The organism is Actinosynnema sp. NPDC023794 (assembly GCF_040639675.1).
Taxonomy (GTDB): Bacteria; Actinomycetota; Actinomycetes; order Mycobacteriales; family Pseudonocardiaceae; genus Actinosynnema; species Actinosynnema luteola.
Genome location: NZ_JBFAFR010000070.1, coordinates 1 through 12,773, shown reverse-complemented (window position 1 = coordinate 12,773; position 12,773 = coordinate 1). Strand labels below are relative to the sequence as shown.

At 69.8% G+C, this 12,773-nt stretch carries 6 protein-coding genes and 1 pseudogene; 2 read left to right on the top strand and 5 right to left on the bottom strand.

All coding sequences use genetic code 11. The annotated features are described in order from the left end of the window. On the bottom strand, positions 1-275 hold a 275-nt coding region (locus AB0H12_RS44525; RefSeq protein ID WP_499632651.1), incomplete at its 3' end, for a hypothetical protein. A 478-nt stretch (positions 276-753) separates the two neighbouring features. Here AB0H12_RS44525 and AB0H12_RS44520 point away from each other — a divergent pair. Further along, complete coding sequence (locus tag AB0H12_RS44520; RefSeq protein ID WP_499632648.1) at positions 754-1,461, top strand: hypothetical protein; 708 nt, start codon at positions 754-756, stop codon at positions 1,459-1,461. Positions 1,462-1,850: 389 nt separating this feature from the next. On the opposite strand, the gene AB0H12_RS44515 is transcribed toward AB0H12_RS44520, so the two are convergent. From AB0H12_RS44515 to AB0H12_RS44505, 3 genes are all read right to left on the bottom strand, one after another. Further along, positions 1,851-2,057: a hypothetical protein gene (locus tag AB0H12_RS44515; RefSeq protein ID WP_499632645.1), complete on the bottom strand. Its 207-nt coding sequence runs from the start codon at positions 2,055-2,057 to the stop codon at positions 1,851-1,853. A gap of 658 nt (positions 2,058-2,715) precedes the next feature. Then, positions 2,716-3,657, bottom strand: a complete 942-nt coding sequence (locus tag AB0H12_RS44510) for an MBL fold metallo-hydrolase (RefSeq protein WP_499632642.1) — start codon at positions 3,655-3,657, stop codon at positions 2,716-2,718. A 147-nt stretch (positions 3,658-3,804) separates the two neighbouring features. Next, positions 3,805-9,081, bottom strand: coding sequence for a type I polyketide synthase (locus AB0H12_RS44505; protein ID WP_499632639.1), 5,277 nt, complete (start codon positions 9,079-9,081; stop codon positions 3,805-3,807). 1,402 nt (positions 9,082-10,483) lie between these two features. Between AB0H12_RS44505 and AB0H12_RS44500 the strand changes: the two genes are divergently transcribed. Beyond that, entirely contained in the window at positions 10,484-11,005 is a 522-nt protein-coding gene (locus AB0H12_RS44500; RefSeq protein WP_499632637.1) for a hypothetical protein, read from the top strand. A gap of 91 nt (positions 11,006-11,096) precedes the next feature. On the opposite strand, the pseudogene AB0H12_RS44495 reads toward AB0H12_RS44500, so the two are convergent. Further along, positions 11,097-12,630 (bottom strand): annotated as a pseudogene (locus AB0H12_RS44495) (ISL3 family transposase). Between the last annotated feature and the right edge of the window lie 143 nt (positions 12,631-12,773).

The window sequence follows — 12,773 nt, the reverse complement described above, 5'->3', positions numbered from 1 at the left end:
GTGGAGCCGGAGAGGCAGCTGAACGTGCCGCTGACCAGGGCGGTGAAGGTGGCGCCGGTGATGTCGGGGTGGGTGGGGGAGACGCAGCCGCCCAGGATGCCGGTGGCGGTGAAGTCGATCTGGCGCGGCAGGAGGGTCATGCCGGGGGAGTAGGTGCCCACCTGGGTGCCCAGCGGGCAGTTGACGTCGACCACGGACGCCGACGCGGGGGAGGACAAGCCGACGGCGGCCGACAGGGCGACCGCGGCGACGAGGGTCAGGGAACGCAGACGCATGGACTTCCGCCGTTCTCCGGAATCGTTCGGGGAGTCCGAGTTTCACCGTCCCGTCGTCCGTCCTCAATCGACCAAACGGCTCACGGCGCAACACCGTGGGTATATGTCTTTCGCCGCAGAAGTGCGGCATCCGGGTCCGACGGAGTGGCGGCGTGCGTCATCGCGTGAAAAGCGGGGATCTTTGGTTGCGCGAACGGACGGAAGATCGACAGGATGTCGATGGTGCGACAACGGCACGGAACGGCACAAAGGGTCCGATAGTACGGTGGAATTGTCTTCCGGTCGTCACACGACGTTTCGGTGTAGACCGACACTTCCCGGTCGGATGCTCATTCCACGGTATTGCGCCGTGGCATGCGGTCCACGACGGCCTCCGAAGGCGGAGTTCGGCCCGCGCCCGCCAGGCTCGCGGGAGCCACGGTCGCGCCGGTGTCGCCGCGAACGAAAACGTGATCCATCCTGAAAGGACTTCCAATCCATGACCGGTGACGGCGCAGAGTTCGAGCAGTACGTGGCCGCTCACGACATTCCCCCTCTCGACTGGACGCGCGACCTGGATGCCGCACTGTTCAGGAACTGGGACGACCGCGCCTGGTTCTTCAAGGGCAACCAGTGCGTCTGCGTGAAGATGGGCTCCGACGAGGTCGTCACCGGCCCGGGCTACATCGAGGACCTGTGGACCTCGCTCGCGCAGACCATCTACGCCGACGGATTCGACGCCGCACTCTCGCGCATGGAGGAGGACGCGGCGTTCTTCTTCAAGGGATCGCGTACGGCCCGGATCTTCATGGGAGCCGACAAGGTCGACTACAAGGGCCGCATCGGTCCGATCTGGCAGGCGCTCGCCGGCACGTCGATGGAGAACGGTGTGGACGCGGCGTTCGCCCGCGACTACAACGACCTGGCATGGTTCTTCAAGGACGACAAGTGCCTGTGCACCTACATGGGATCGGGGAAGGTGGCCCACCCGATCGACACGATCACGCAGTACTGGCCCCACCTGGAGGGCACCCCGTTCGCCCGGAAGATCGACGCGGCCCTGCTTCGCGGGTCAGGCGATGCCGTGTGGCTGTTCACCGGCGACCTGTGCGTCAAGCTCAAGATGGGGTCGGGGGAGATCCTGAAGGGTCCCAGCAGGATCTCCGACGAGTGGGCGTCGCTGGCCCGGCTCTCGCGCCTGCGCTGACCCGCGGCCGTCGGCGCGGCACGCCCCGACGTCGTCGGTGACCATGCCCGCCGCGCCGGCCGCGTGAGGCCGGCGCGGCGGGCGCCGAGGCGTGGCGCCGGGTGATATGTGGAACCATCCCGGGCGTGGCTCGTCGAGGAACGCTTCCCACAGCTTGATTCCGTGGTCGCACAACTTGGGAGTCAGATCGAAGACGGCACCGCCGACGATGCGCTTGAGCCCCGGACCCCAACTGGGAAAGATGAGGATCTTGTCGCGTCACCAGCTCCTGATGTGCCATTTCTGACAGCTGGTCATCGAAATCGTCGAAAACGTGGAGCAGCGGCCACATCGGATCGGCATCCGTCATGTGGTTACCCGCCGGAAAGCAGATCGGGAGCTGATCCGGGTCAGTCCAGTCGATATGTAATATGTACGCTTTTCAGCGTGAGCAGCCTCGGCTTGGGCGACTTGACACGGAGGAGTACCTCGGTGAGAGCCGAAGCCTTGATCTCGACTCCCGCGGCGGAGTACTCCACTTGGCGCCACCCATCAACTTCGTTGTCGCACATCGCCTTCGCCAGGTCGCGCTCGGCGCCGGTGAGCTTCGTGGACATGGCGCAGCACCTCCTGTGAACGGCGCGCCGCCGATGAGCAAACGGACGGGCTAACCTGGTCGGTAGGTCGCTTTGCGTAGCTGCACGTTACTTTCAAGTGCCCGGGTCACTCGAACGAGGTACGGGTCGAATCACCGAGGGTCACGTCTAAATACCGAAAGATCTTCAAGTTCCTCACCGTCCAGGACCAGGGCATCATCGCGGCCGACTTCCCCCACATCGACACCGTGTTCGGTACGACCTATGCAGACCACTTCAACCGCCACCGACCCCACCAAGCCCGCGCGACCAACTGCCACCCGAGACCCAACACCAGCCTCCGACAGTCCACAATCTCGACGCCCGCAGACTGCTCCGCACCCGCATCCTCGGCGGACTCATCAACGAGTACATGCATACCGCTTGACCGGCAGCGATGACTTTCGAGCAGCACAGGGAAGAAGCAAGGGCGGGCGTTGCCCAGTTGACGTTCGGGGACAGTGATCTGGTGGCGCAGCGCCAGGACCTCCGCGTCCTCCTCCCCGATCGCTTGTGGGCAGCAGGCGCAGCAGGGCAACGGGTTGGTTGCCCCTCTCGGCCGGCACGACGCCTCCCGCGCTGTCGGACCAGGAATTCCGATATGGCGTCGGGGCGCTCGCGGGCCGGCGGACAGGTCCGGTCATGCCAGACAGCTGAGCGGCCGGCCGTCGTTGTAGGCGATCATGTCGTTGAGGGCGGCCGCCGTGTCGATGGCGGCGCCGGGGGCGGCTCCGGCGAGCTCCGCGTAGGCACGGTGGAGGTTGCCCACGATCCTCTCGCTGTCGGCGAGGTCGGCGTACTGACCGAGATCGGCGTCCCGCGCGGCTTGCAGCGGGGACAGGCCGGCGCCGTGGCCCTGGTGTGCGAGGTCCCGGACGAAGGCCAGGTAGCCGAGGACCTGGTCGATCAGTTCCGGGCCCGCGACGTCGCCGTGGCCGGCCACGATCGTCTCCGCGCCGAGCGGGGCGATCACTTCGGTCAGCACCTCGATGGCGCCGGTGAGCGAGCCCTGGACGAAGAACGGCGTGCTCCCGTTGAACAAGAGGTCCCCCGCGAACAGGACGCGCCGATCCGGGATCCAGACGATCGAGTCGGAGGTGGTGTGCGCGGCGGTGCCGACGTGCCGCACCTCGCACCGGAGGTCGTCGACCCAGAGCGTGACGGCGTTGGTGTAGGTGAGGAAAGGGGGTTCCAGGCGGATCGCTCCCCAGTCGACCTCCGTCCAGTACGGGGCCGACCGGGGCCCGCCCCAGTCGCGCACGCCCTCGCGGACCGCCTCGTGGCCGACGATCGTGGCGGTCTCGAACAGGTAGTTGCCGAAGGTGTGGTCACCGTGGTGGTGGCTGTTGATCAAAGTGCGCACCGGTTGGGCCGTGACCGTGCGGATGGTGTCCAGGTAGGCGCGCGTGCGGCGTTCCGTGGCGCACGCGTCGACGCTGACCACGCCGTGTTCGCCCACGAGGAAGCCGGTGTTGTTGATCCACCACGTTCCGTCCGGTTGGACGTAGGCGTAGATCCCCTCGCTCACCTCGTGCAGTCGCGGAGTGCCGGGGCTGGTGATGTCGTGGCGTCGGCTGCTCATGCGCTCGCCCTCTCGAGGCGGTGCGCGGGCCGTTCCGGGGGTCCTCCCCGTGTCGGTGTCATGTCACTCCTTCGGGATCGATGCCGTGCCTGCGCCTCCCCGGCCGCACGGCCGGGGAGGCGGACGTGGCGGTTCCCGGCGGCCGGCTCAGGCGTGGACGTCTTCGGCGGGGCGCAGCTGATCGGCGACGAACACCGCCAAGGCGGAGACGGTGGGGTGGCGCCAGATCACGGCGGTCGACAGGGGGAGCCCAGTTGTCCGGCCCACCTCGTTGACGACGGCGGTGCTCATGACCGAGTCGATGCCGTACTCGGGCAGGGGGCGGTGCTCGTCGAGTTCGCCGTCGGGGATTCCGGTCACCTTCGCCACCGCGGTGCGGACGGTGTCCCGGAGGCGGTCGCGCAGTTCCGCGCCTGCCAGGTCGGCGAACGGAGTGGCCTGGTCCGGGCCGGTGGCCGGAGTGGAGGCCGGGAAGGTCAGCTCGGCGAGGAGGGGCGGTGGCGTCCGCGTCGGCGGCAGTTCGCGCAGTGGCATGACGACGCGGCACGGGCCGTCGGTCCGTGCGACGGCGTAGTCCCAGGCTGCGAACGCCTGTGGGGCCGACAGGACCCCGGTCGAGCGCGAGCGCAGTTCGGCCTCGACCGCCTCGTTGTCACCCATGCCCAGTGCCTTCCAGGAGGTCCAGGCCAGGCTGAGCGTTTCTTCGCCGGAGTGGGCGCGGTGCCGCGCCAACGCGTCGAGGCACGCGTTGGCCGCGCCGTAGGCTGCTTGGCCCGGGATGCCCAACAGGTATCCGCAGGACGAGAACAGGGCGAAGAAGTCCAGGCTTCCGGGCGGGAACAACCGGTGCAGCACCACGGCGCCGCCGACCTTGGGCCGCAGCGCCCGGCGCAGCGCGTCGGCCGAGGTCTCGCGCAGCAGTCGGCCCTCTCCCGTCCCCGCTGCGTGGACGACACCGCGGATCGGCGGCAGGCCCAGGCGCTCGGTGTCCAGCGAGGTGGCGCACCGGTCGAAGTCGGCGACGTCCGCGGCGACGACGTGAACGCTCAGACCCAGCTGTTCCAGGTGTCGGACGGCCGCGATCCTGGTGCGGAGCGCGGGGTCCGTGACGTCGTCCCACCGGGTTCGCGGAGGAAGCCCGCCGCGCGAGGTGAGGATGAGGCGGCGCGCTCCGCGTTCGGCGAGCCACGACGCGGTCTCGGTGCCCAGCGCGCCGAGTCCTCCGGTGATCAGGTAGGTGCCGTCGGGCGAGCAGCTCAGGCCCGCGCGGGACGGGCGGGAGACGTCGGAGGTCGTCAGCCGCGGGAGGAGGATCCGGCCGCTTTCGACGGCTACCAGCGGTTCGGTTCCCTCCGGTTGGCTCAGCAGCTGGTGGAGGATGGCGGCCCGTCCCGGTCCGTCCGGGTCCTGTGGGGTGAGGTCGATCAACCCCCGCCAGGTTTCGGGCTCCTCTTCCCGGGCCACGTGCGCCATTCCCCACAGCGCCGCCTGGCCCGTGCTGTCCTCGCGCCCGGAGGTGCGTACCCCGTGGGTCATCGCCCAGACGCCCGGCCGGACGGCGGCGGGCCACCGCGCGACCCTGCCGATGGTCCTGGTCAACAGGGTCGACGTCGCGAGGGCAAGGTCGGCCGGATCGGCGGTGGTCTGCGTCGGAGGGGCGACGACGACGGCCGTGCGGCCCGCCTGGGGTCCGGGAGGCCGCAGCGCCTCGGGCGCGGGCGCGGTGCCGCACTCCACACCGAACCGGGACAGGGTCTCGACCACCTCTCGAACAACGGGATCGTCCCCCACCACCGTCACCCGCGTCACGGGAGAGGAGGGCGGCTGCGGTGGTGCCACGCGCCACCGCAGCGTGTGGACCACCTCCGGGATGTCGGCGGTGTCCTCCGGTTCGACCGGGTCGCAGCGCAGCTCGTCGATCCGGCCGAGGAGCTGTCCGTCCAGGTCGTACAGGGTCACTCGGGCGTTGCCGGGCCGACCCGACGCGGCGCCGCCGACGACCACCTCGATCTGTCGCGGCACCGCGGACGAGAGGCTGATCCGCTCCGCACGCGACGGCATGCGCAGCCGGGGATCACCCTCGTGGAGCACGACGGTGAGGGTGAGCGCCAGGTCCAGGGCGCACGCGCGGTCGGGTCTCGTCCCTTCGGGACCGAGGGTCGCGTGCGCCCGGACGGTGCCGTCGGCGCCGCGGTGCAGCTCCTCGATCGTCCAAGAGAACGCGATGCCGTCCACGCCGCGGTCGCGCAGCAGTCGCAAGACCGTCCCGTCAGGGAGCCGTTCGCCCAGTCCGCCGAGAGAACGTCCATCGGCCTCGCGGTCCAGGTCGGACTCGGCGACCTGAGCGGTCGCGTGCGTCAACCACCGGTCCGGGGCGTCCGATGTCCCGGGCAACCGGGAGCTGACCCGCAGGCCGGTGGTCGAGCCGCTGACCAGGACCTCCCGCGCCGGGTGCGGGGTCAGGGGGACTTTGAAGTCGACGGAGCGAAGGGCGGCCCGTCGGGAGCCGCCGTGCTCCTCGGCCGCGTGGAGCAGGGTGTTCGCGATCACCGCGGCGGGCACCACCTCGGTCCCGCGGACGCGGTGATCGCCAGGGTAGGGCTTGCTCCGGTCGTCCAGCCGGGTGCGCCAAGTTGTTGTCCCGGGCACGGTGTCCCGCTTGCCGAGCAGTGAGTGGGACTCGGCCGCGTGCAGCCGACCGGACGACACTTCGACGGGCGCGCACGCTCGCCAGAACGGCCGGTGCCGCCATCGGCGCGAGGGGAGGGCCCTCAGCGTGCCGCCGCGGACGAGCCGGCCGGTGTCCAGGGGCACCCCCGCGCAGTAGAGCGCGGCCACAGCGGACATGAGGCGCGGGTACTCCGCCTCGTTGCGGCGGAGTACTGGCTGGACGAGTGCGGGACGGGCGCCGACGGAGTCCAGGGTCTCCGCGACCGAGTGGGACACCACGGGGTGGGGCGCGATCTCCACGAAGGCCCGGTACCCGTCCTCCGCGGCGGCTTCCACCGCGTCCGTCAGGCGCACCGGGTTGCGCAGGTTCTCGGCCCAGTACCGGCCGTCCATGAGGTGGCGGCGTCGTGGATCACGGGTGGTGCTGTACATGGGTAGCGCCGCCGGTGCGACGGACAGGTCGGCCGCCGCGAAGCGCAACGGGTCCATCAGGGCAGCCATGGCCGGGCTGTGGAAGGGCGTGTCGCTCGCCACTTCGCGCACGGCACGCCCCTCGGCACGCCAGCGTTGCACCGCACGGGCGACCTCTCGAGGACTGCCCGAGACGACCGTCGTGCCGGGGCTCGGTTCGATGGCCGCGGCGATCTCCGGGTGACCGGGGAAGAGCTGCTCGACGTCGGCGAACGGGAGGTCGACCATGGCCATCGCGCCGGTGCCGCCGCAAGGGCTGATCAGCGCGCAACGGCGGCAGATCAGCCTCGCGCCGTCGTCGAGGCTCAGCGCGCCGGCGGTGACCGCCGCCGCGATCTCACCGACCGAGTGGCCGATGACGGCCGCGGGCCGTGCCCCGTGCGCGCGCAGGGTCGCGGCGACACCCACCTGGACGGCGAAGATCAGGTGCTGGATGCGGCCGACTTCGGTCAGCGGGTCGCCCTGGGCCAGCGCGTCCACCACGCTGAATCCCGACTCCTCCCTGAAGACGGGGTCGAGCCGCTCCATCGTCGCGGCGAACGCGGAGTCCTCCAGGAGCCCGGCTCCCATTCCGCGCCACTGGGAACCGTGTCCGGAGAAGACCCAGACAGCCCCGCGACCTCCCGACTCGTGCGCCTGCCCCACGGCGAAGCCCGGCGCCTTGCGCTCCTGCGCGACGGCGTCCAACCCGGCGATCAGCTCATCGCGGTCGCGGGCGCCGACGGCGGCCCGGGACGGCAGGTGTTCGCGACCGTGGAGCAGGGTGTGCGCGACGTCATCGATCGCGACGTGCGACCCGTCGCCGCGCAGCCAGTCCGCCAGCGCCCCGCAGGTCTCCCGGACGCTGCGCGGGTCGCGGCCGGAGACGGTCCAGAGCCGTGCGGCGGGGTCGTCCTCGCCGAACCTCGAGGCCCTGTCCGCCGCGGGCTCGCGGTCCGAGAGCGCTTCTTCCAGGACCACGTGGCAGATCGTCCCGCCGTAGCCGAAGCCGGACACCGCAGCCCGGCGGGGGCCATCGGGCGGCGCGGGCCACGGCGTCAGGTGCCGGGGGAGGCGCAACCCGTTGTCGCCCCAGGGGATCGCCCGGTTGGGCTCCACCGGTCCGCGAGGGGGCACTCGGATGTGACGCCCCAGCGCCAGCACCGCCGCCACGACGCCGACGACGCCCGCGCCCGCCTCCAAGTGCCCGACGTGCGATTTGACCGCGCCGATCAGGCACGGGTCGCCGGAGCTCCTCCCGACGCCCAGGACCTCGGCCAGGGCTCGGGCTTCGACCGGATCCCCGGCACGGGTCCCGGTCCCATGTGCTTCTACGTACCCGATCGACCCCGGCCGGACGCCGCTGTCGCGGTAGGTCCGCCGCAGCAGAGCGACCTGGGCGTCGGCGCTGGGCTCCATGATCCCGTTGGTGCGCCCGTCCTGGGCCGCGCCGGTGGCCCGGATCAGCCCGAGCACGCGGTCCCCGTCCCGACGCGCGTCGGTCAACCGCTTGAGCACCAGTACGGCCGCGCCTTCACCACGCCCGTACCCGTTGGCGCGCTCGTCGAAGGGCCGGCTCCGACCGTCCGGGGACAACGCGCCCGCCAGTTGCAAGGTCAGGGTCGGTCCGGGCGCGGTGGCGACGTTGACCCCGCCGACCAGCGCGGACTCCACCTCGCCCGCGTTCAGCGCCTGACAGCCGAGATGCACCGCCATCAACGACGCCGAGCACGCGGTGTCCACCGCCAGCGAGGGCCCGCGCAGGTCGAGGGCGTAGGAGATGCGGTTGGCCGCCGCGCATGCCGCGGCGCCGATGCCGTTCCACGGCTCCATGCCGGGCAGGTCCTCCAGCAACAAGCGCCCGTAGTCGCTGGGGCCGATCCCGACGTACACGCCCACGTTCCGGCCGGCGAGCCGACTCGGCGGGGTGCACGCGTCCTCCAGCGCTTCCCACGCGACCTCCAGCAGCAACCGGTGCTGGGGATCCATGCTCTCGGCTTCCCGGGGCGAGATCCCGAAGAAAGCCGCGTCGAACCCCTCGACGTCGTCCAGGTACGCCCCGCGCCGCCAGGTGTCGCGCACGGCCGCCGCGTGGGCGGGACTGACCGCGGCGTAGGGCGCGAACCGGGCCTCGGGCACGTCACCCACGAGGCCTTCCTGGCGGGTGATCACCCGCCACAGGTCGTCGACCGATCGAACGCCACCGGCAAGGCGGAGTCCCAGTCCTGTGATCGCGATCGGTTCGTGCCCGGATCCCGGGCGCCGAGCCCCTTCCTGTGCCTGGTGCGTTGGCAGGTGACCCACGTGAGCCTCCGCGTCTTCGTCCGTCCGGCCAATGTTTCGATCACGGCAAGAATCAACAGCTACAAGGCAACGGTGATCCACTTCCCGCCGCCCGTGCTCAACGCGACGGGAACCATAAGAACACGCACCACAAACAACCTCTTGATGCCGTAAACGGTCGCCGGTTACCCCGGCAGGCGAGCCGTTAACCCGACCCCAGAAGATCTCATCTGCGCTGTGAGGGTCGACCGAGAATGATCTACAGGAACCATGCACGGTGGCGAAGGCTATTCCAAGTGAATTCGACAAAGCCCTGACAGAATCTTGATCTCGTGATGTGATCAACCATCAATCGGCTGACCGGCACTGATTCCCGTGCTGGAGTAGTCGGCCCGCCCCGATCAACGGGCGGGAGGGGGACTCCTATCGCGTGCACTGATACTCCTTCTCGCCAGGCGGCGAGTGATCGTTGGAGGTGGCGCAGGACGGCGTTGGCCGCCGGGGTGCCGTTCGGGTGGCTGACCGCGGACGACGTCTACGGGCAGGAAAATGCCTGCGGTTGGGCTCGATCGGCACGACATGGCGCACTTGCTGGCGACCGAGGTCAACGACATGGTGGTTACCGCCGACTTCTGCCGGGGTCCGCGCCGACGACCTCGTCGCCGGGCTGCGTACGTGACCTGCCGCCCAACGTGTCCCTCATGTCCGTCCGCGTGAACCCCGCGGAGCGTGAGCCTGTTGACCTGCTGCTCGAAGATTAGGCCCGGTCAACTGTCTGCTGGGTTGTTCGGGCTTGGTTTTCGGATCACGGGGTTGGTCAGCGGGAAGTGGGGCGGCCCGCAGTGCAGAGTGCCGGCGGTCCGCCATGCGGGTCCGGACGGTGGCGGAGTCGGGGTTTGTCCGGATCGCGTGGCGGAGTCGGCGGCTTCGGGGTGCAATGTCGCCGCTTGCGCCTTGACCACGTCCCGACCGGCACCGCCCGCGGCGTCGCCGGACCGCACGGCCCCGCCCTTGTCGACCGCCCCGCGGGACCCGGTCGCGGGGGCCGGCTTTGGATGGTGGGTCAGAGTGAGGTGATCTCCAGGGTGACGAGGGAGTAGGTACTGGAGACCGTGCCCAGGCCGAGGGTGCACAGCAGCACGTGGGCCGTTCCGCGCCGTGGTCCGCGCCGACGCGCGGGGCCGTCACCGGGTGTGGCCCCGCGCCGTGAGTATGGGTGCGTCGTCGGCCCCTCGGAACTACGGCTGCTGCGCTGACCGAGGAGCGTCCGACGGTGCTGGCCGTCGCGGGTCGGGCCGCCCGTACCGGAGAGGGTAACCCATTCGGAGCAGCGCGCTGCTCCCTCCATCGGCTCATAGTGCCCGCAGTGGCCCGGTGGCATCCTCGATGCGGAAATTCCTCACCTCATCGAGGATGCCGTTCGATGCGTCGCCGTCTCATCGCCCTGCTCTCGGCCGTCACCTCGGTCGCCGTGCCCGCGGTCGTCATCACCGGGTCGACTTCCGCACACGCTGCGGACGGGTCGACCGTCGTCTGCGAGGACGCCAACAACACGATCGAAGCCGACTTCACCACCAACACCGCCCAGGTGAAGCCCTCCGTGTACCACGGCTGCGTGTCGGTAGACACCCCCACCATCGTGTACGGCAGGGTGCAACCCGCCTCCGGCACCGCCTCCGGCAGCCAGTCCACCGCCTCCATCGCAATCCCCGACTGGACGATCCGCTACTACGACGCGAGCGACAACTGGGTCGCCACCACCCGCGTCGACATCACCGCCACCTACATCGGTCCCCTAGCCAACGTCATGGCCGGCACCATGCTGTCCAGCGACCCGCTGGTGCAGATCACCGTCGGTACCGCCAGTCGCGCCTGCGCCACGCCCAACCACTGCACCTACTACAACACGGCGTTCACGGCGAAATTTTCCCAGATTCCTCTTTAATGCTCCAGCCGCATTTGGTGATCATGCTGCTCTAGGGGGCCTGTCAAACGAGTGGCTCTGACCCGTAGTCGGTGGTGACGCCGGATATCTGTCAGGGTAGGAGGATGCGGTGGCGGAGGAGGTCGAATCCGGCGCGTCCGTGCATCTGTCTCATGATCCTTTTGGTGCGGGTGTTGACGCCTTCGGTGCGACCGTTGTGGTAGGGCAGGGTCACGGCGGCGTCCACAGCGGACCGGTCGATCTCCAGACCGTTGGTGAAACTGCGTAGATGCGGCAGATTCGCGGCGCGAGCCGCCGTGATCTACTCGGTGAGTTCTGCGTCGTTGCCCGCGGCCGGCGTCAGCAGGGAGGCGAAGCCGCGCACCAGGTCGGCGAGTGCGGTCATCTCCGGGCAGGCCGCGGAGATCTTCTCCGACAACTCCGTGTCCTTCGGGCGCAGGTTCTCGGGTTTGGTGGGCAGGAGGCTGCTTACGTGGCGGGAGGTCGTGACAGGACGCTCGCCCTCGGCGCGGCCCTGATTGAGGTAGCGGACCAGCAGGTTGGCGCTGCCGGTGTAGCCCGACTCGCGGATCTCGGCGAGCAGGTGGGGGACCGGGACCGACGGGGTCGGCGGCGCGGCGGGCGCGCAGGTGGTCGCGGTAGGGGTCGACGAGAGTCGGGCGGTAGGTGGGGGCGATGCGCAAGGTGTGGGTTCGGGCATGCGGGTATAGCGTTTGACGGTGTTCAGGGCCACGCCGAGGCGCCGTGCGCAGTCGAGCAGACCGACGCCCTGCCCGAGCAGCTCGTGGACCTTGTTCCAGCGTTCGCGGACGGTCTGCTCGTGAACCCCGCCAGGGCGGGGCGGATTGACGGTGGCCCAACACCCGGCATGCGCACGGACCTCGACCAGGACCTTGTCGCAGAGATTCCGCCACAAATGCCATCGGTCACTGACCTGCACCGCGTCGGGCAGGGCGCGGCGGACGGCCTCGGCGTAGGTGGCCGAGCCGTCCCGGCACACGATCTCGACGCCGGGATGTTCGCGTAGCCATGATTCCAGGGTGGCCGCGTCGCGGCCGGGCAGCACCGCGACACGTCGACCGGTCTGGGCGTCGATGACGATCGTGGCGTAGCGGTGCCGGCGACGCAGGGCGAAGTCGTCCACGCCGATCACCCGCGGGACTGTCAATTCCGGCAGCGGCAGTCGCCGCAGACGACGTAACGCGGTGCTGCGGGAGGCGGGCATGGCGAGAAGGTCGGCCAGACGAGAGGCCGCCCGCCGCACAACTCCCGCGCCACCTGGGATATCTGCCGCACGAGCCGCACCGTGCGGCGCTGGTGGCGTTCCAGCAGTCCGGGAATCTGTTCCCTGAAGGTCTGCCGCGGACAGCTCCGAGCCGGGCAGACCAGCCGCCGCACGCGTAGGTGCACGACGACCTGCCGGCCGTCGACCGGCACGTCCTTCAGCGTCCGATGGTGGTACCCGTGCACCTTCGCCGTCGCGGTCCCGCACACCGGACACGGCACGGCAGCATCCTGGGTACGGGCCGTGACCACCACCATGCCGCCACCGTCCGTCACGTCCTGGACGACCAGCGCCGACAGTCCGGAAACACCGTTCCCACAAGGGAATCGACATCCATCACAAGATCATGATCGTGGCCGGCTACTCGACGTCACCACCGACTACGGGTCAGAGCCACTCGTTCCAGTGTCATGCTGATCAGGTCCGGTGGGTTCGCCCGGCCGCATCGTTGCCCCTCGCGGTGGCTGTTGTAAATCTTGCGGC

Bases quoted from the DNA above. Each gene is read 5' to 3' on its own strand.
- AB0H12_RS44520 (WP_499632648.1), top strand. From the start codon at position 754: ATGACCGGTGACGGCGCAGAGTTCGAGCAGTACGTGGCCGCTCACGAC.
- AB0H12_RS44515 (WP_499632645.1), bottom strand. From the start codon at position 2,057: ATGTCCACGAAGCTCACCGGCGCCGAGCGCGACCTGGCGAAGGCGATG.
- AB0H12_RS44510 (WP_499632642.1), bottom strand. From the start codon at position 3,657: ATGAGCAGCCGACGCCACGACATCACCAGCCCCGGCACTCCGCGACTG.
- AB0H12_RS44500 (WP_499632637.1), top strand. From the start codon at position 10,484: ATGCGTCGCCGTCTCATCGCCCTGCTCTCGGCCGTCACCTCGGTCGCC.